Source organism: Gulosibacter sediminis, from assembly GCF_030011715.1.
Taxonomy (GTDB): Bacteria; Actinomycetota; Actinomycetes; order Actinomycetales; family Microbacteriaceae; genus Gulosibacter; species Gulosibacter sediminis.
Genome location: NZ_JASCYH010000006.1, coordinates 57,461 through 76,272, shown reverse-complemented (window position 1 = coordinate 76,272; position 18,812 = coordinate 57,461). Strand labels below are relative to the sequence as shown.

14 protein-coding genes are annotated in these 18,812 nt (G+C 69.7%); 5 read left to right on the top strand and 9 right to left on the bottom strand.

Going from position 1 to position 18,812, the window contains the following annotated elements; all coding sequences use genetic code 11:
• The 7 genes from QM019_RS03955 to QM019_RS03925 all read right to left on the bottom strand — a co-directional run.
• Positions 1-985, bottom strand: a 985-nt coding sequence (locus QM019_RS03955) for an aminotransferase class III-fold pyridoxal phosphate-dependent enzyme (protein WP_282851955.1), incomplete at its 3' end; no start/stop codon positions are given.
• The gene (locus QM019_RS03950; protein ID WP_282851954.1) at positions 982-1,875 is read right to left on the bottom strand and encodes a MurR/RpiR family transcriptional regulator; all 894 of its coding nucleotides are present in this window, start codon (positions 1,873-1,875) and stop codon (positions 982-984) included. The genes QM019_RS03955 and QM019_RS03950, both read right to left, overlap by 4 nt.
• Positions 1,868-3,061 carry a M20 metallopeptidase family protein gene (locus QM019_RS03945; RefSeq protein ID WP_282851953.1) on the bottom strand — a complete coding sequence of 398 codons (1,194 nt, stop codon included), beginning with the start codon at positions 3,059-3,061 and terminating at the stop codon, positions 1,868-1,870. Before QM019_RS03945 ends, QM019_RS03950 begins: the two co-directional genes overlap by 8 nt.
• The gene (locus tag QM019_RS03940) at positions 3,058-4,221 is read right to left on the bottom strand and encodes an amidohydrolase family protein (protein ID WP_282851952.1); all 1,164 of its coding nucleotides are present in this window, start codon (positions 4,219-4,221) and stop codon (positions 3,058-3,060) included. Before QM019_RS03940 ends, QM019_RS03945 begins: the two co-directional genes overlap by 4 nt.
• Positions 4,211-5,536, bottom strand: coding sequence for a type I glutamate--ammonia ligase (locus QM019_RS03935; protein ID WP_282851951.1), 1,326 nt, complete (start codon positions 5,534-5,536; stop codon positions 4,211-4,213). Before QM019_RS03935 ends, QM019_RS03940 begins: the two co-directional genes overlap by 11 nt.
• Entirely contained in the window at positions 5,533-6,987 is a 1,455-nt protein-coding gene (locus QM019_RS03930) for an APC family permease (protein ID WP_282851950.1), read from the bottom strand. The genes QM019_RS03935 and QM019_RS03930 overlap by 4 nt, the downstream gene beginning before the upstream one ends.
• 79 nt (positions 6,988-7,066) lie before the next feature.
• Positions 7,067-7,741, bottom strand: a complete 675-nt coding sequence (locus QM019_RS03925) for a GntR family transcriptional regulator (RefSeq protein ID WP_282851949.1) — start codon at positions 7,739-7,741, stop codon at positions 7,067-7,069.
• Positions 7,742-8,012: 271 nt separating this feature from the next.
• Between QM019_RS03925 and QM019_RS03920 the strand changes: the two genes are divergently transcribed.
• The 5 genes from QM019_RS03920 to hpaD all read left to right on the top strand — a co-directional run bounded on the left by QM019_RS03920 (position 8,013) and on the right by hpaD (position 15,223).
• On the top strand, positions 8,013-9,323 hold the full coding sequence (locus tag QM019_RS03920; protein WP_282851948.1) for an MFS transporter: 1,311 nt from the start codon (positions 8,013-8,015) through the stop codon (positions 9,321-9,323).
• 1,038 nt (positions 9,324-10,361) lie between these two features.
• Positions 10,362-11,825, top strand: a complete 1,464-nt coding sequence (locus tag QM019_RS03915) for a fumarylacetoacetate hydrolase family protein (RefSeq protein ID WP_282851947.1) — start codon at positions 10,362-10,364, stop codon at positions 11,823-11,825.
• A complete protein-coding gene (locus QM019_RS03910) occupies positions 11,825-12,517 on the top strand; it encodes a GntR family transcriptional regulator (RefSeq protein WP_282851946.1) in 693 nt (230 codons plus the stop codon). The genes QM019_RS03915 and QM019_RS03910 overlap by 1 nt, the downstream gene beginning before the upstream one ends.
• Positions 12,518-12,547: 30 nt before the next feature.
• Positions 12,548-14,041 (top strand): 5-carboxymethyl-2-hydroxymuconate semialdehyde dehydrogenase, encoded by a 1,494-nt coding sequence (gene hpaE, locus QM019_RS03905; protein WP_282851945.1) that lies wholly within the window; start codon positions 12,548-12,550, stop codon positions 14,039-14,041.
• Between the two features lie 39 nt (positions 14,042-14,080).
• Positions 14,081-15,223: a 3,4-dihydroxyphenylacetate 2,3-dioxygenase gene (gene hpaD, locus QM019_RS03900; protein WP_282851944.1), complete on the top strand. Its 1,143-nt coding sequence runs from the start codon at positions 14,081-14,083 to the stop codon at positions 15,221-15,223.
• An 83-nt stretch (positions 15,224-15,306) separates the two neighbouring features.
• Here hpaD and QM019_RS03895 read toward each other — a convergent pair whose 3' ends face one another.
• Both QM019_RS03895 and QM019_RS03890 read right to left on the bottom strand, forming a co-directional pair.
• Positions 15,307-16,986, bottom strand: coding sequence for an ABC transporter ATP-binding protein (locus QM019_RS03895; protein WP_282851943.1), 1,680 nt, complete (start codon positions 16,984-16,986; stop codon positions 15,307-15,309).
• Positions 16,983-18,800 (bottom strand): ATP-binding cassette domain-containing protein, encoded by a 1,818-nt coding sequence (locus QM019_RS03890; RefSeq protein ID WP_282851942.1) that lies wholly within the window; start codon positions 18,798-18,800, stop codon positions 16,983-16,985. Before QM019_RS03890 ends, QM019_RS03895 begins: the two co-directional genes overlap by 4 nt.
• Positions 18,801-18,812 lie beyond the last annotated feature (12 nt).

Here is an 18,812-nt window from a genome sequence, read left to right as displayed (position 1 = left end):
CCTCGAGCCCGGCTGCGTTGCGGGCGAGGGTGCCGTCGGCGAGCAGGTCGAGCACCGCGTGGGCCGCGGCGACGGGCACCGGGCTGCCCGCGGTGGTGAGCAGGGCGGATGCGCGCGGCGAGCCGAGCGCCGACGCCGGGCCGACGACGGCCGAGATCGGCAGGCCGCCGCCGAGCGACTTGCCGAGCGTGACGAGGTCGGGCTCGATACCGCTCGCCTCGAAGGCGAACAGGCGGCCGGTGCGGCCGAGACCCGCCTTCACCTCGTCGACGATGAGCAGCGTGCCGGTGTCGTCGCACGCGCGGCGCAGCATCGGCAAGAAGTCGGCGTGGGGCACGCGCACGCCGCCGTCGCACTGCACCGCCTCGACGATGACCGCGGCGGTCTCGCGCGCGGCGAGGGCAGCCTCGAGCTCGGCGGTGACGCGCTCCAGACCGGCCGCGTCGGTCGGGTAGTCGAGCACGTGGCCGTGCGCGCTCGCACCGGGCTCGACCCCCATGCCCGAGACCGCAGCCGAGGGGCCGTGCCCGCCGTGATAGCTCCCGCTGAACGACAGGATGCCCGCGCGGCCGGTCGCGCTGCGGGCCGCGGCGATGGCGACCGTGTTTGCGTCGGTACCGCCGAGGCCGAGGTAGGCAAGCTCGGCGAGCCGCACCGGCACGAGGTCGACGAGGCGCTGCGCGAGCCGGGTCGTCTCGGTGACGGCCGACGAGAGCACCGAGGCACCGGCGCCACGCAGCGCGGCCGCGTGCACCGCATCCGCAATCGCCAGGTTGCCGTGCCCGAACGCCGACGCGGTCCAGCTCGCCGAGAAGTCGAGCAGCTCGCGGCCCGCGGGTGTGACGAACGTGCAGCCTTGGCCCGACGCGACCACGAGCGGGAAAAAGCGGAGGTGCTCGACGCCGGCCACCGCGTCCTGGTCGTCGGCGTAGGCGGCGAGCTCGACCTCGCGCGCGGCGTCGGTGAGGGTCTGGGGCGCGGTCATGAGTCCTCCCGGATGCCCGACTCGAGTTCGGTGCGGAGTGGATCGATTTGGCGCAGGCGCGCGATGCCCGCGTCGCCGAGCTGCTCGACGGCGAGCTCGCAGAGACCCTCGACGAGGGCGAGGCCCGGCACGAGGCTGTCGGAGGGGCCGTTCGCCTCGACGCGACAGCTCATGACGACGTCGGCGATGGCAGCGATCGGTGAAAGCCAGCGGTCGGTGATGAGTGCGACGCGCGCGCCGTGCGACTTCGCCCGCCGCACGATGCGCTCGGTCTCGGTGGTGTAACGGCGGAAGTCGAACACGACCCATACGTCGGTCTTCGCGCCGGTGTCGACAAGCTGCGTCGCGAGCTCGACCGGGTCGCGCGGGCATTCGAGCACGTTCGGGCGGAACAGCAGGAGCTCTTTCACGAGGTGCTGCGCGAGCAGGCCCGAATAGAGCCCGCCTCGCGCCGTGATGCGCAGCTTCGGGTCGGCGAGCCAGCTCACGAGCTGGCGCACCTCGTCATCGCGGAGCGAGTCGAAGGTGTACTCAATTCCCTCGGTGAAGGCGCGCTGCGAGGCCGCGAGCGTGCCGACCTTGACGCTGCCCGACGCGGATTCGCGCCGCAGGGCCTGGCTCAGCGCCGAGTCCTCGCGCGTGCCGAGCTCGTGGCGCAGGCGGTCCTGAAACTCGCGGAACCCATCGAAGCCGAGCGACTGCGCGAATCGCACGATCGTCGCGCTGCTCACCGCGGCGCGTTCGGCGAGCTGCGTCACGGTGCCAAGTCCCGCCGCCGGGTAGTCGGCGACGAGCGCGCGGGCGGTGCGCTTCTCGGCGGCCGTGAACTCGGCGAAGTGCAGCTTGATCAGCTCGGCGACGCTGCGGTCGGCCGCCGTCTCGTTACTCACGGGGCGCCCCCTCGGCCTCGAGCCGGTGGCAGGCCGCGAGATAGCCGGCGATGAACGTGCGCGCGACGCGCTCGAGTGCGCCGTCGTCGGGCAGGAAGGTCGCGTCGTGCAGCGAGGCCTTGCCCGCGCTGCGCACGCCGACGAAGCACATCGCGCTCGGCACGACCTCACTAAAGAACGAAAAGTCGTCGGCACCAAGCGAGCGCATCGGCTCGGTCGGCTGCAGCCCGGCCCGCTCGATCTCGGTGTCGAGCACCTCGACGAGCTCGTGATCGTTGATGAGCGCCGGCTCGCCCTCGGTGTGGCGAAGGGTGCCGGTGCAGTCGTACGCCGCGGCCTGCGCGGCGACGAAGCGGCTGATCGCCTCGACGAGCCGCTCGGTCGTGTCTGGCCCCGTCGTGCGAATCGTGGCGAGGATACGCCCGTGATCGGGCAGCACGTTTGCCGCGCCGTTGCCGACCTGGATCGTGCCGACGCTGATGACGACCGGCTCCATCGGGTCGACAATGCGGCGCAGCATCTCGGGCAGGCCCATCACAATCTGCGCGACCGCGGCGGCGACGTCAGCGCCCGCGTGCGGGTACGCGCCGTGGCCGCCCTGGCCCGCGACCTCGATCTCAAGCTCGCCGGCCTCGGCGTTGACGAAGCCCGCGCCAGTCGACACCGCCCCGAGCGCGACGCCCGGATGCACGTGCACGCCAATGACGTGCGCGACGCGTTGGGCACCGAGCACGCCGGCCTCTTCAATGTCGCGGGCGCCCGAGGGATACGCCTCCTCGCGCGGCTGCAGCAGCGGCACGAGTGCGTAGGGCAGCTCGAGCCCGCGGGCCGCGCGCACCACCGCGGTGAGCGCGGCGAGGTGCACGTCGTGCCCGCACGCGTGCATCGCGCCGTTCGTCGACGACCAGTCAAGGCCGGTCGCCTCGGCAACGGGCAGCGCATCCAGTTCGCCGCGCAGGCCGACACTCGGGCCGGTGCGCGGGCCGATGCGGCCGTAACCGCCGGTGTCGGCGACCGGCGTGATCTCGATGCCCATTGCTTCGGCGAGGCGCTTGGCGGTGCCGGCTTCGGCGCCGCTGAGCTCCGGCGTCTGGTGAAGTTCGCGGCGCAACTGCACGGCGTCGGGGAGCTCGGCCGCGAGCGCGGTGAGCCACTGCTCGCGCAGGGTGTCGAGTGCCTCGCTCACCGGCCCGCCTCCCGGTCGTCGACGCCATAGAGCCGGGCGGCGTTGTCGTAGCCGATCATGCGGGCCACGCGACGGCACTCGTCGACGGGCCAGCCGTCGACCTCATGGAAGCGCCGGAGCGTCTCGGCCAGGCCAGCACGGAACAGCTCGGTGCCGAGGTAGTAGAGCTCGGCCGCGCCGAACGCGTCGCTCGAGAACAGGATCTTGCCGAACGGCGCGAGTTCGATCGACTCGGCGACGATCGCGGCCGAGCGGGCGCCGGTGTAGTTCACGGCGAGCCCGACGTCGAAGTAGACGTGCGGGAACACGTCGGCGAGGTAGCCCGCCTCGCGGTGGAACGGGTAGCAGTGCAGCAGCGCGAAGCGGGCGCCGGTGTCGGCGGATGCGCGCAGCAGCTTCGTGAGCAGCAGCGGGTTGCAGCGGTCGAGATCGACGTCGTCGTCGCCGTAGCCGATGTGGAACTGCAGCACGCACGCCCGGTCGATGGCGAGCCAGATGAGGTGGCGAATCATGACCGGGTCGTCGAGCCGCAGCGGCGCGCTCGCCTGCAGCATCCGCCCGGCTGCGGCAACCGCCTCGGCTTGCGTGGGCCGCGCGGCGTCAAAGTCGAGGCCGATGCGGTACGCCGCGATCGACTTGACGCCGACCGCGTGCGCGAGCCGCGCATCCAGTTCGGCCTCGATTCGCTCGAGTAGCGCGGCCGCCGTTGCGCCCGAGTCGTGCGCGGCCTCGGCAACCTGCTCGGCGAGGCGCTCAAGGCGCACGATCTCGTGGGCCGTGCCGCCGGTGAGCCGCGCCATGTCATCGACGGTGTTGATCGTGTCGGCGGCGTGGCCGGTTTCGATGCCGAGCGTGCGGATGTTCGCGGCGCGTAGGAAGCGCGTATTGACCTCGTCGGCGCCGAGCTCGCGGCGACGTTCGAGGTACGCCTCGGGCGTCGCGAATGGCTCGAGGTCGAGCACCGGCGCGCACTTCGCGCGAATCTGGAAGCCCACCTGCGAATCGAAGCGGGTCGTGCCGACGGTCGCCGGGCGCGAGGATTCGGAGATGAGCGCTTCGAACTCTTCGCGGTCGAGGTCGTTCGTGACGACGCCGTGGCAGTGGTGGTCGAACAGCGCGACGTCGTCGAGGTGCGCGAGTGGGTCGCCGTTAGAAGACACGGTTGTACACCTCGCAGCGCTCGGCCGGGCTGAGCGGTTCAACATGCTCGAGCTCGTCGCGCTTGACCGCAACGAACGTGTCGATGAGGTTCGGCGAGAACCAGCCGCGCACGGTCTCGTCGGCGAGCAGCGTCTCGATGGCTTCGGGCAGGCTCTTCGGCAGGCAAGTCAGGTCGCGGTGTTCGCCCTCGAGGTCGACCTCGCCGTGAATGACCGGGGCCGGCTCGAGCTCGCCGCGCAGGCCCGCGATGCCCGCGCGCAGGATCATGCCGAGCAGCAGCCACGGGTTGGCGCCGATGTCGCCGCCGCGGAACTCGAAGTGGAGCTGGCGCTCGGGGTCGCGGCCGTCGACCTCGTTGGTCGGGCAGACGCGCACGAGCGCCTCGCGGTTCTGCAGGCCGAGGAAGGCGGATGCGGTCGACCAGTTGTGCGGCGCGAGCCGGTCGTAGCTCGTGACGAGCGGCGCGAACAGCGCGGTCATGGCCGGCGCGTGGGCGATGATGCCCGCGGCGAAGCGGCCCGCGAGCTCGGAGACGCGGCCGTCGCGGCTCGCGTCGAACACGAGCGACTCACCGTTCGGGCCGTAGAGGCCGAAGTGCACGTGCACGCCGTTGCCGCCCGAGCCGGGCGAGGTAGTCGGGGCGAAGCTGACGCTGCGGCCGTTCGCGTCGTAGACGTCGCGCACGATGTCACGCACGAGCACGGCGCGGTCGGCCGCGGTGAGCGGGTCGGACGGCTTGACCGTGATCTCAAACTGGTGCGGCGCGTACTCGGGCAGCCAGTTCTCGGGCTCGACGCCGGCACGGTGCAGCACGTCGACGAGCTGTGAGCCGACCGGCTCGGCGTTGCGGAAGTCCTGCAGCGAGAACGGGTGCGGGTCGTTCGTCGCGCTGAGCTCGACGAACTCGTGCTCGAAGGCCGAGGTCACCGTGATGCCGAAGTCGCGCTCGAGCTCGGCCACCGCATCCTTGAGGAAGGTGCGTGGGCACGACTCCCACGGCCGGCCGTCGGTCTCGACGATGTCGGCGAAGATGAGGTCGAACGCCGGGCGGCCCGGCACACCCTCGATGCGGGTGCGCGACGCCAGGTCGGGCTTGAGCCGCAGGTCACCCGAGGCGCCGTACGGGATGCCGTCGACGATATGCCCAAGCGGGCCGATGCCGAGGTTCGCCGGCACCCAGCCGAGGGTCGTGTCGGAGTCGAAGTCGGCGGCGCGCATCGCGCGGCCCTTCGTGCGGGCGGCGAGGTCGCTCGTCGCGAAAAAGACGAGCTCGTCGTCGCCGGGCTGCTGCTGGGGCTGCTGGCTGGTGCTCATGCGTCAATCTCCTCAATGGTGAGGCGGCCGCCGATGCGCTTCGCGAGCGCGGGCCAGCTCACCACGATGATCAGGCCGACGAGGCACCAGGCCCCGGCGATCCACGGGAAGTAGGTATATGGGGCGACCTGGCCGGCCACCTGAATGACGTAGACGTAGACCAGGTACACGAGGCCGGCGATCGGGAAGATGAGCTCCCACTTCGCGATGCCCGAGTTGGGGCGGAAAGTGTGGCGGATCACGCCGACCGAGGTCATGCCGTAGGCGATGACCATGCAGAGCGTGCCGATGGTGGCGTACCAGTAGTACGCGTCGACGCTCGTGGCGCCGAATGCACCGAGCGCGAGCGCCATGAGGGTCGTGAGCACGACCGCGACCGAGACGGCCACCGTCGGCACCTTGGTCACGGGGTGCTGGCTGGCGAGGCGCTTCGGGCCGAAGCCGTCACGCGCGAGCGCGAAGAGCAAGCGGGATGCGGCGGTCGACGAGCTAAGGAACGCGCCGAAGGCGACGAGGAACGCGATGATCGAGATGAGCACCGCGAACCACGAGCCGATGTAGGTCGACGCGAGGGTCGTCAGCGTCGACGCGGCGCTCGCGAATGCCTCGATGCCGGCGGCGTCGGTGCCAAAGCCGAGCGTCTGCGCGAACATCATGAACACGTAGACAAGGCCACCGATGATGACCGCCATGAGCAGCGAGCGCGGGATGACGCGCTTGGGGTTGTCGGTCTCTTCGCCGAGCGAGGAGCCCGACTCGAAGCCGGCCCAGCTGAGGAAGCCGAAGACCGAGGCGGTCATGATCGCGGTGATCGGGGCGTCGCCCGGCGTGAGCGTCGAGAGGTCGATGCCGGTGCTGACCGGGGCGTTGCCGGTGGCGATGGTCACGAGGATCACGACGGCGAGCACGAGCATCGCGGCGATGCCGACGAAGCCAATGCCGAGCAGCGTGCGGGCGACGATCGCCGACTCGCGCAGGTTGAGCACGAGGGCGATGACGCCGACGACGACCGCGACGATCATCCACATGCCCGGGGCCATAACGACGCCCATTTCACCGAGCATCGCCTCGAAGAACACGGCACAGGCACCGACGATGCAGGCCGCGAAGAAGATGTAGGTGCCGAGCAGCGCGAAGCCGCCGAAGAAGCCGGCGCGCGGGCCGAGCGTAATGCCGGCGAGCGCGTAGACCGAGCCAGCGTGGGTGATGCGGCGGGTGAGTCGCACGAAGCCGTAAGCGACGAGCAGCGTGCCGATGAATGAGATGAGGAAGGTGAAGGGGACGGCCTTGCCGACGAGTCCCGCGACGCCGATGCCGTTGAGCGACATCGCCATAACGGGGCCCATAAAGCCGATGGAAATCGCCGTGATTTCCCAGGTGTGCAGCGGGCGCTTTGCTGGCGCGCTGGTGGTGGTGACGACGTCGTCGTGTGCCAGGGGATGGCCTTTCATCCGCAATGCGTGGTTTTGAAAGGTACGTTACAACAGCGCTTCGTTATATGGCTATTGAAATTTTTGATTCAGTCGATCGTTAGCGGAAAATCTCGGGATGCTCGGCGAGGTTGAGGCGCGTGCGCCGCACGTGCAGCTCAATGATCTGGCCGGCCTCGTAGACGTCGCGCGCCGCGCAGGCTTTCACGAGCAGCTGGTGGTCGTGATCCGACGCGCGATCACCGTGCGGCCGCGCGTTGTTCACGTATTGGCGCCGATAGTGCTGGGTGCGATCCCAGAGGTTTCGCACCGTGTCGGCGAGCAGATGCGTCGAGCCGGGTGCGTAGGTGATGTCGTGAAACTCGCGGTCGAGCTGAACAAATCGCTCCGGATCCTCGGTCTCGGCCATCGCATCCGCAAGCCGCTGCAGCTCCGCAAGCTGGTCGCCGGTGAGCTGCGGCAGGGTGTATTCGAACAGCAGCGGCTCGATCCGCTCGCGCATCCGATAGAGCTCGGCGCACTCGTCGGCGCTCAACCGGGTGACCCGCGCCCCGGCGTTCGCGACGTGCGAGACGAGGCCAGTCGCGGCGAGGATGCGCAGGGCGTCACGGATCGGTGCTCGCGTCGTGCCGTACCGCTCGGCGAGGTCGACCTGCCCGAGCCGCGCGCCGGGAAGGAACTCGCCCGAGAGAATGTCGTCGCGCAGCAACTGCGCGATATGCTCGCCCGTCTGCCCGTGCGCGGCGGACGCGAGGTTCATCGACTCAGATGCCATGTGGTGATTATCGCGGAGCCGCGCGCCGTTCGCGCCTTTGGCGCCATTTTTGGAGATTTGGGCAAGATGTATCCGGCATCTAAGTGGAATTGGCGACAATACTGACATACGATGCTCTCTGTCGCGGGTTGCCCATCCCTCGACCCGACTCGGCAACGTCGCCAGCACATCCACCCGGTGCACTGACGCGCCGCAGCCGAACTCCCCCGGGCCCGCCCCACCACCCTGCCGCGCGCACCGTCGAGCGCGACACCGATGAAAGGACGCCGTGATGGCACAGACCACCACACACGACCCGTCACCGTCGAGCCACACCACCATCTCGCTCGCAGAGCGCCGACGCTCGCTCCTGTCGAGCACCGTCGGCAACGTCCTCGAGTGGTACGAATGGACCGCCTACTCGGTCATGTCGCCCTTCATCGCCGCCGCGATGTTCGACCAGAACGACCCCGCGTCGGCGATCCTCTCGGTGTTCGCCGTCTTCGCCGTCGGCTTCCTGATGCGACCCATCGGTGGCATCTTCTTCGGCTGGCTCGGCGACCGCATCGGCCGCAAGGCCGTGCTGCTCACCACGATGCTCATGATGGCGGCCGCCTGCTTCCTCATCGGCCTCATGCCGACCTTCGCGATGGTCGGCGTGTGGGCCTCGGTATTCCTCCTCGTGCTGCGCTGCGTGCAGGGATTTGCGCACGGTGGCGAGTCCACCGCGTCCATCACCTACATCGCCGAGATCGCGCCGAACGACCGGCGCGGCCAGTGGGGCTCGGTAACGGGCGTGTCGATCATCGGTGGTAGCGTGCTCGCGTTCCTCGTCGGCGCGCTGCTCAACTCGACGCTCGGCGACGAGGCGATGGGCGAGTTCGGCTGGCGCATTCCCTTCTTTGTCGCCGGCGTCATGGCACTCGTCGTGCTCTGGATGCGCCGCAAGATGAGCGAGAGCGATGTCTTCGAGAATGCCGCTCAGGAGGTCGAGCACCCGAAGGTGCCGCGCCGCCGCGTCATCGCGATGACCGTGCGCATCATCGCGCTCATCTCGGGCGTCACCTGCTTCAACTACGTGTGGATGACCTATATGACCACGTACGCGATCAACGAGCAGGGCATGGACTCGAGCGCGGCGTACTGGGCGACTGTCATCGGCCAGCTCGCCTGCGTCGTTGTGAGCCCGTTCCTCGGCCGCCTCAGCGACCGCATCGGCCGCAAGCCGATGTACGTTCTCTTCGCGGTGCTCGCGATTGGCGTGACCGTGCCGTTCAGCCTGCTCGTCAACGACCAACCGTGGACGCTGACGTTGACCGTCGGCCTCGCCCTGTCGATCTGGGCGCTCGCGAACTCGCCCCTCGCCGCGGTGCAGGCCGAGAGCCTGCCGACCTACGTGCGCGGCCGCGGCATCGGCTTCGCCTATTCGCTCGCCGTCGCCGTATTCGGTGGCACCGCGCCGTACCTGAACCAGCTGTTCGTGTCGCTCGAGCAGCCGTGGCTGTTCAACGCGTACGTCATGGGACTGTGCGGCGTGACGCTGATCGCGTCGTTCTTCTTCCGCGAGACGAAGGGCGCCGACCTGAACAAGCTTGAGGTGTAAGGGGTCGGAGTTCGCTGCCCGAAGCCGCCAGGTTGTGAGGCCCGGCGGCTTTTGGCGTTTCCGGGGTAGGTGGCGGTTCGCGGTGGTGCGGTTTTGGGCAAGGACGAGGGATGTGGACGGGGTGTTGGCAGGGCTGGTTCGGTGGGGCGCGGGGTGTGTCGGTGGCTCTCGAGGCTGGCTTCGGCCAGAGCGCGGCCGGGGCCGCACGGATGGCCCCACCGCATCCGGATGCTGGCGACAGCTGAGCGCGCACCTCGCGCTGGCCACGCAGGGTGTCGCCGAAGTCCCACTTTTCGCGCGAGAATCGGGACATTGGGGACACTCTGCGCCACCTCGATGAGACAACCCGGTCGTGACCACCACAGGGTGTCCCTGAGATCCCACTTTTCGCGCGAAAAACGGGACATTGGGGACACTCGACGCCACGTCGTCGCCACCACGTCGGGACGCCCTCGCGAGACCGCCACAGAGTGCCGCCGAAATCCCATTTCTGGCGCGAAAAGTGGGATGTTGAGGACACTCGGCGCCACGTTGACGAGTCCACCCAGTCGTGACCACCACAGGGTGTCCCTGAAATCCCACTTTTCGCGAAGAAAGTGGGATGGCGGGGACACTTTGCGGCTTGGGTGCCGCCTAAGCGGCAGCGTCACTCCCCGCCCGCGTTGAGGCGACGCTCCGACTCGCGCGCTAGCGTGGCCAGCGCATCCAGCAAAGCAAGTGAGTAAGGGACCTGGCCGCACCTGCGGGTGAGTCCGCGCCGCGCATCCGACCCACCGACAAAGCGCCAAGCCACGCCAACCAGCGCGGCCGAAGCCACGACGTCGGCCGAACCGGCGCACCCGACCGAGCCCAGCGCACCAGCCCAGGCGCGCGCATCCAGCACGAGCCCGCGCTTCGGGCCCCGGCCAAACCACCGGCCCAAACCCCCAAAACTGAGCCTCTGCTGGATGCCCCTTGCGCTCGGTCGGCGATCGTATATCATTTCGTATATCAGCTACCCACCGGCGGCAGCATCGCAGCGACGCGAAGGGAAACGCAATGTCAGTCGACTTCACCGACCGCACCAACCGCCCCGGCAAGATTCTTGCCTTGCACCTGAACTACCCTTCACGCATCGCCGAGCGCGGCCGCTCCCCCAAGTTCCCCGGCTACTTCATCAAGGCCGCCACGTCGATTGCCAACACCGGCGACACCATCGAGCGACCAAAGGGCACCGAGCTGCTCGCGTTCGAGGGCGAGATCGCCCTCATCATCGGCGAGACCTGCCGCCGCGTCAGCCCCGAAGAGGGCTGGTCGAAGGTCAGCGGCATCACCGCCGCGAACGACTGGGGCCTCTACGACCTCCGCCACGCCGACAAGGGCTCGAACGTGAAGAACAAGTCGGGCGACGGCTTCACGCCGCTCGGCCCCGAGGTCATCCCGGCCGCCGACCTCGACCCGCAGGCCCTGCGCGTGCGCACCTGGCTTAACGGCAACCTCGTGCAAGACGACACCACGGCCGAGCTCGCGTTCCCCTTCGGCCAGCTCGTCGCCGACCTCTCGCAACTCATGACGCTCGAGGCGGGCGACATCATCCTCACCGGCACGCCCGCGGGCAGCTCGGTCGCGCAGCCCGGCGACGTCGTCGAGGTCGAGGTGGATGCCCCGACCGCGCCTGGCGCCCCGTCGAGCGGCCGCCTGGTCACCAACGTCGTCGAGTCGGCGTACGAGATGGCGGCATTCGGGGCGCAGCCGAAGGTTGACGACACCCAGCGCGAGGAGGCGTGGGGCTCGAAGGCGAAAGCCGGACTCACCGACCCGCGCGCCGTCATCACGCAGGAACTGCGCGAGAAGGTCGCCGAGACCGCCGTCGCCACGCTCTGGGCGCAGCTGCGCAAGCGCGGCATCGAGAACTGCTCGATCGATGGCCCGACCACGAACCACCCCGGCCGCCGCATCCTCGGCTACGCGAAGACCCTGCGCTACGTGCCGAACCGCGAAGACCTCTTCAAGAAGGTCGGCGGCGGCTACAACGCGCAGAAGCAGGCGATGGATTCGGTCAAGCCCGGCGACGTCGTCGTCATGGAGGCCCGCGGCGAGAAAGGCACCGGCACCCTCGGCGACGTGCTCGCCCTGCGCGCCCAGGTGCTCGGCGCATCCGGCGTGGTCACCGACGGCGGCGTGCGCGACTCGGCCGCGGTCGCGGAGCTCGACATCCCCGTCTACTCGAACGGCTCGCACCCCGCCGTGCTCGGCCGCCGCCACGTGCCGTGGGAGTTCGACGCGACGATCGCCTGCGGCGGCACCACGGTGCAGCCCGGCGACGTCATCGTCGGCGACGACGACGGCGTCATCGTGATTCCGCCGCACCTGTTCGCAGAGGTCGTCAACGACGCGTTCGAGCAGGAAAAGCAGGATGCGTGGGTCTTTGACCAGGTCAAGGCCGGCAACAAGGTCGACGGCCTCTTCCCTCCCACCGGCGAGTGGAAGCAGAAGTACGAGGCCTGGAAGGCCGGCGAATAATGACCACCGCCGTCGAACCCTCGAAGACGCAGCAGGCGTACAACTACCTGCGCGAGCGCATCACCTCGGGCGCATTCGGCCCCGGCTACCGGCTCGTGCTCGCGCAGATCTCAAACGACCTCGGCTGCTCGACGGTGCCGGTGCGCGAGGCGATTCGGATGCTCGAGGCCGAGGGCGCGGTGACGTTCGTCCACAACGTGGGCGCGCAGGTGACGATGCTCAACAGCGACGTCTACCACGAGACGATGGAGACGCTCAGCCTCGTCGAGGGCTACGCCACCGCGAAGTCGGCGCCGAAGCTCACGCCCGAGAACCTCGCCGAGGCGCGCGAACTCAACGCGCAGATGCGCGCCCTCACTGAGCTCGAACTCCTCGACGCCGCGAAGTTCACGCGCCTCAACCAGGAGTTCCACGGCGTGCTGTTCCAGCACTGCGACAACTCGCACATCGCCGACCTCGTGCGCCGCGGCTGGCACCGGCTCGAAACCATGCGCGAATCGTCGTTCGCGTTCGTGCCCGGCCGCTCCACCGCATCCGTCGAGGAGCACGAGGCACTCATCGCGCTCATTGAATCCGGCGCAGCCCACGACCAAATCGAAGCCCAGGCGCGCGAGCACCGGCTCAACACCATGAACGCGGTGCTGCGCTCGCTCAACGCCAAGACCGACCAGGCCCGCGGCCCGCGCGCCTAGCCACATCACCCACCAAGTAAGGAAAATCGCATGACTACTCGTCCCGCAGATCTCCCGAGCCACATCCAGCTCTACATCGACGGTGAGTTCGTCGACGCCAAGTCCGGCAAGACCTTCGATGTGATCAACCCCGCCACCAACGAGACCTACATGACCACGGCCTCGGGCGACAAGGACGACGTCGACCTCGCCGTCGCCGCCGCCCAGCGCGCCTTCGACGAGGGCAGCTGGTCGCGTGCCCTCAACCGCGACCGCTCGCGCGTGCTGCACAAGATCGCCGACATCATCGAGTCGCGCGACGAGCGCCTTGCGCTCATCGAAAGCTGGGACTCGGGCCTGCCGATCACCCAGGCAAAGGGCCAGGCCCGCCGCGCGGCCGAGAACTTCCGTTTCTTCGCCGACCTGATCGTCGCGCAGCAGGACAACGCGTTCCGCGTACCCGGCCGCCAGATGAACTACGTCAACCGTAAGCCGATCGGCGTCGCCGGCCTCATCACGCCCTGGAACGTGCCGTTCATGCAGGAGTCGTGGAAGCTCGCGCCGGCCATCGCGACCGGGAACAGCGTCGTGCTCAAGCCTGCCAGCTACACCCCGCTCTCGGCCGCCCTGTGGCCCGAGATCTTCGAAGAAGCCGGCCTACCAAAGGGCGTCTTCAACCTCGTGTTCGGCTCGGGCAGCACCGCGGGCGACGCGCTCGTGAAGCACCCGAACGTGCCCCTCATCTCGTTCACCGGCGACAGCTCGACCGGCGCGACCCTCTCGACGAACGCCGCGCCGATGCTCAAGGGCCTCTCGCTCGAGCTCGGTGGCAAGAGCCCCGCCGTCGTGTTCGCCGACGCCGACATCGAGGCCGCGCTCGACGCGACCGTCTTCGGCGTCTTCAGCCTCAACGGCGAGCGTTGCACCGCCGGTTCGCGCGTGCTCGTGCAGCGCGACATCTACGACGACTTCGTGGCTCGCTTCGCCGAGCGCGCGAAGAACATCATCGTCGGCGAGCCCGGCGACCCGAAGACCGAGGTCGCGGCGCTCGTGCACCCGACCCACTTCGAGAAGGTCATGGAGTACATCGAGATCGGTAAGTCGGAGGGTCGCCTCCTCGCCGGTGGCGGTCGCCCCGAGAACTTCCCCGAGGGCACCTACGTCGCGCCGACTGTCTTCGCCGACGTGAAGCCCGATGCCCGCATCTTCCAGGAAGAGATCTTCGGCCCGGTCGTGGCGATCACCCCGTTCGACACCGACGAAGAGGCGCTCGAGCTCGCAAACAACACGAAGTACGGCCTCGCCGCCTACGTGTGGACCTCGAACCTCAAGCGCGCGCACAACTTCGCCGGCGCGATCGAGTCGGGCATGGTGTGGCTCAACTCGAACAACGTTCGCGACCTGCGCACCCCGTTCGGCGGCGTGAAGGCGTCGGGCCTCGGCCGCGAGGGCGGCTACCGCTCGGTCGACTTCTACACGACGCAGCAGTCGATTCAGATCACGCTGAACGAGGCGCACAGCCCGCGCTTCGGCACCGGCAAGTAGTCCCGCATCCCCACCACATAGCTACACGGAAGTAGAACAATGTCTGCATTTAGAGAAGAAGACCGCACGTCGGCCGGCTTCTACGTCACCAAGGAAGCCCCGATCGAGCCCGCGAACCCGGTCGCGACCCCCAAGGCCGAAGCGCCGGACATCCTGCGCTGCGCCTACATGGATCTCGTCGTCACCGACCTCGCACAGTCGCGCGAGTTCTACGTCGACATTCTTGGCCTGCACGTGACCGAGGAGGACGACGAAGCGATCTACCTGCGCTCGACCGAGGAGTTCATCCACCACAACCTCGTGCTGCGCCAGGGCCCCGTTGCCGCCGTCGCCGCGTTCTCGTACCGCGTGCGCACGCCGGAAGACCTTGACAAGGCCGTCGCCTTCTACGAGGAGCTTGGCTGCCGCGTCGAGCGCCGCCCCGAGGGCTTCACGAAGGGCATCGGCGACTCGGTGCGCGTTGAAGACCCGCTGGGGTTCCCCTACGAGTTCTTCTACGAGACCGACCACGTCGAGCGCCTCTCGTGGCGCTACGACCTGCAGATTCCGGGCGAGCTCGTGCGCCTCGACCACTTCAACCAGGTCACCCCGGATGTGCCGCGCGCCGTGCGCCACTACCAGGACCTCGGTTTCCGCGTGACCGAGGACATCCAGGACAAGGACGGCACCGTCTATGCGGCCTGGATGCGCCGCAAGCCGACCGTGCACGACACCGCCGCGACCGGCGGCGATGGCCCCCGTATGCACCACATCGCATTCGCGACGCACGAGAAGCACAACATCCTCGCGATCTGCGACAAGCTCGGCGCGCTGCGCCGCTCGGACGCGATCGAGCGCGGCCCTGGCCGCCACGGCGTCTCGAACGCGTTCTACCTCTACCTGCGCGACCCCGACGGCCACCGCGTCGAGATCTACACGCAGGACTACTACACGGGTGACCCCGACAACCCGGTCGTCACGTGGGATGTGCACGACAACCAGCGCCGCGACTGGTGGGGCAACCCGGTCGTGCCCTCGTGGTACACCGACGCCTCACTCGTGCTCGACCTCGACGGCAAGCCGCAGCCGGTGATCGCCCGCACCGACGCATCCGAGATGGCGCAGACCATCGGCGCCGACGGTTTCTCGTACACCCGCGACGGCGACGACACCAAGGGCTACAAGGTAGGCAACCAGCTCTAACGCGCCCCACCAACAGTTGAGTGGTCGTTTTTTGTAGTTTCCAGATCGGAAACACTACAAAAAACGACCACTCAACTGGTTTTTTAGGGGGATGCGGGGGTTGCGGATGCGGAGAGGGTGATCGTGCGGTCGGCGTCGCGGAGCGTCTCGAGGCGGTGCGCGATCACGACGAGCGTCACGCCAAGCGCGCGCAGCCGGGCGATGAGGCGGGCCTGCGTGAGCGGGTCTTGATGGCTCGTCGCCTCGTCGAGCACGAGGATGCACCGGTCGAGCTCGGGCGCGGCCCGCACGAGCGTGCGCGCGAGCGCAAGTCGCTGCCGCTGCCCGCCCGACAAGCGCGCGCCGCGGCGACCCACCTGCGCGTCGAGGCCGTGGTCGAGCTCAACGAGTTCGAGGGCCCAGCGAAGCCGCTCGTCGCTCGCCGAATCGTCGGCAAGCCGAAGGCTCTCGCGCATGGTCCCCTCGAGCACGAACGGATCTTGGTCGGCGACGACCACGCGCCGCGCCACCTCCGCCGAGCCGAGCTCGCGCGCATCCACACCGTCGACGAACACCGTGCCCCGCTGCGGATCGAAGTGCCGTTGCGCGAGCCGCGAGATCGTCGATTTGCCCGACCCGGTTGCGCCGACCACGCCGACAAACTCGCCGCGCGCGACCGCGAACGAGAGGCCCTCGAGGGTCGGTGACGGGGCACCCGGATACGCGAACGTCACGTCGCGCAGTTCGAGCGCCGGAGCCGCCGGCAACGATGCGGTTGTGGCGGTGACCGGCTCGTCGACGACCGGCGCGGCGTCGAGCAGCTCCCGAACGCGGCGGGCCGCTTCGAGCCCGGTCGGCAGCGAGGTCGCGAGCCGTTCGACCGTCTCGAGCGAGGTGATAGTTCCCGGCACGAGGGCCGCGGCCAGCAGGATGCTCGGCAGCGCGGCTTCGAGGTCGGTCGCGGTCACGACGCCGACGGCGAGCACGCCGAGGGTGCCGAGCCACACGCGCAGGTTCGCAAGCGCGTGCCGCAGCCCCGCCCGACGCCCGCTCGCCGCGAGCGCGCGACTGAGGAGCGCATCCTGCTCGGCCAGCCCGGCCGCCCGCACCCGCTCCGCTTCATTCGCGCGCACGTCATCACGCAGCCGCAGCGTGTCGGCGACGTGCTGGGCGATGTCGGCCCGCACGGTAGCGACTTCGCGGGCCCCGCGCTGGCCCGCGCCCGCACCGAGCAGCGGCAGGCCGAGCCCGAGGGCAAGCACGACGGCAACCGTGAGGCCAACCGCAGGCCCGGCCGCCACCCAGGCGACGGCGGCCGCGGCGAGCGGAATCACGACCGCGCTCACCGCCGGCGCAATCGTGTGCGCAAAGAACACCTCGACGCGATCGACGTCGCGCACGGCGACCGCCTGAATCCGCGCCGCACCGGCCCCGTCGGTGACGGCGGGCGCCTGCGGGGCGAGGCGCGCGAGCAGCTCGACGCGCATCTCGCCCATGAGCCCGAACGCCGCGAGGTGACCGAGCAACTGCTCGAGGTACCGCAGCACCGCCTTCGCGACCGCGGCGACGAGCGTGAGCGCGACCGTGAGCACGACGAATCCCGCGCCGGCCGCCTGCCCCGTCGCGAGCATCCCCACCGCCCAGGCCGGCAGCGCGAGGGTCGCGGCGCCGAGCGCGTGACCCGCGAGGCGCGAGGCGGTGGATGCGGTGAGCAGCGCCGTCGCGGGCCTCGCAAAGTTGAGCAGCCAGGCGACCGTGCCCCGGCGGCGAGCCTGGCCGGTCACGTCGTTGCCTCCGCCTTGATCGCGTCGCGGTAGTAGCCGCCGCTGGCGCGGAGTTCGGCGGGCGTGCCCTGGTCGATGATGCGGCCACCATCGAGCACGACAACGAGGTCGCTGTCGGCGGTCATCGCAAGGCGGTGCGCAACCTGCACGACGGTTCGTCCAACCGCCGCCTCGCGGAGCGACTCGCGCACGAGCGCTTCGGTGCGACGGTCGAGGTCGGCGGTCGCCTCGTCGAGCAGCAGCACCGGCCGCGCGCGCAGCAGGGCGCGCGCGAGCGTGAGGCGGCGCCGCTGCCCGCCCGAGAGGTGCGCGCCAGCGTTGCCGACGCGGGCGTCGAGGGCGCGGTGCTCGAGCTCGGCGCCGAGGTGGGCTCGGTCGAGGGCGTCGCGGAGTTCGGCGTCGGATGCGCCGGGCGCAGCGAGGCGCAGATTGTCGGCGACCGTCGTCGAGAGCAGGCCGGCGTGCTGCGCGACGAGGGTCATGTTCGCGCGCAGCTCGGCCGGGGTCCGCGGTGCGCCGCCAACCCGCACCTCGCCCGCGGTCGGTGCCTGCAGGCCGGCGATGACGCGCAGCAGCGTCGACTTGCCCGCCCCGGTCGGCCCGACGAGGCTCACGCGCGCGCCCGCCGGGATGCGCAGGTCGATGCCGCGCAGCGCCGCGGTACCGTCGGGGTGCAGCACTGTGATGTCGCGGAGGTCGAGGTCGGCCGGGATGCCCGGGCCGGGGCTCGAGGGCGTGGATGGGTCGGAGTCGGCAGGCTGCTCGGCGCGCGAGGATATCGACCAGGCCGAACGCGCATCCACGTGCGCTTCGCTGTCGGCTGGCGGGAGCATCCGCTCGACCTGATCGCGGCGCGCCCGTCCGGCGAGGCCGACGTAGAACGTGCGGCCGACGCGGTCGATGGGCTCGACGAGCAGCACGGTGAGCAAGACGCCCGCGAACGCCGCGCCAGCGGTGAGGCTTCCCGTCGCGGTGCCGGCGAGGATGAGCGCGATCGCGGCGCCGCTCATGAGGAGTCCGAACACCGCGTCGTTCACGATGATCGTAGTCTGGTTGCGGGCGAGCAGGCGCCCGAGTTCGGCCATGGCGTTGCGCGCCGACTGCGCGTACTCGCGCCACACGCGATCGAAGGCACCGAGCACCTTGATCGTGCCGAGCCCCTCGAGCAGCTCAAGGTACCGGGCGGCCGCCTGTGCCTCGCGGCGGCGGTACTCGGCATTCGATCCGCGCAGCAGCTTCGACGCCGTCGCAATCACGATCGGCACGAGCGCGACGAACGTCGCGAGCGCGAGCGCGCTTCGCCAGTCGACTCCCACCGCCCAGGCCACGAGCACGGCGAGCGGCGCCGTGAACGACGCGAAGGTCGGCGCGAGAAACGTCGCGCGATACCCGCCTATCTTCTCGACCGCGCCCGTCGCGGCATCGGCGATCATGCCCTCCGCTGCGCGGGCAGGATGCGCGCCCTCCGCTCCGGAGGCGGGCGGCGGCGCGGCGGTGGCTCCGTGCCCCGACTCGCCGACGCGGATCGTGCCGCGCATCCCCGCCGCCATCACCCGGGCGCGCCAGCTCGCCTCCTCGACGCCTTGCATCCGGCCCGGAATCGCCTCGGCGACCGCGCCCGCGACTGCGCCGATCGTCGCCAGCGCGGCCGACCACAGCGCAGCCGGGACGATCGAGCGTTCCGCGAGCGCGGCATCCACGAGGAGCCCCGCCGCCACCGCCGCGGCGGCGAGCGACGCGGTGCGGACCCAGCTCGCCGCCACCGCGAGCCACGCGCCGCGAGGCGCGTCTCGAAGCATCTCAGCGATCCACATGTGTTCCATTCT

Bases quoted from the DNA above. Each gene is read 5' to 3' on its own strand.
- QM019_RS03935 (WP_282851951.1), bottom strand. From the start codon at position 5,536: ATGAGCACCAGCCAGCAGCCCCAGCAGCAGCCCGGCGACGACGAGCTC.
- QM019_RS03930 (WP_282851950.1), bottom strand. From the start codon at position 6,987: ATGAAAGGCCATCCCCTGGCACACGACGACGTCGTCACCACCACCAGC.
- QM019_RS03925 (WP_282851949.1), bottom strand. From the start codon at position 7,741: ATGGCATCTGAGTCGATGAACCTCGCGTCCGCCGCGCACGGGCAGACG.
- QM019_RS03920 (WP_282851948.1), top strand. From the start codon at position 8,013: ATGGCACAGACCACCACACACGACCCGTCACCGTCGAGCCACACCACC.
- QM019_RS03915 (WP_282851947.1), top strand. From the start codon at position 10,362: ATGTCAGTCGACTTCACCGACCGCACCAACCGCCCCGGCAAGATTCTT.
- QM019_RS03910 (WP_282851946.1), top strand. From the start codon at position 11,825: ATGACCACCGCCGTCGAACCCTCGAAGACGCAGCAGGCGTACAACTAC.
- hpaE (WP_282851945.1), top strand. From the start codon at position 12,548: ATGACTACTCGTCCCGCAGATCTCCCGAGCCACATCCAGCTCTACATC.
- hpaD (WP_282851944.1), top strand. From the start codon at position 14,081: ATGTCTGCATTTAGAGAAGAAGACCGCACGTCGGCCGGCTTCTACGTC.
- QM019_RS03890 (WP_282851942.1), bottom strand. From the start codon at position 18,800: ATGTGGATCGCTGAGATGCTTCGAGACGCGCCTCGCGGCGCGTGGCTC.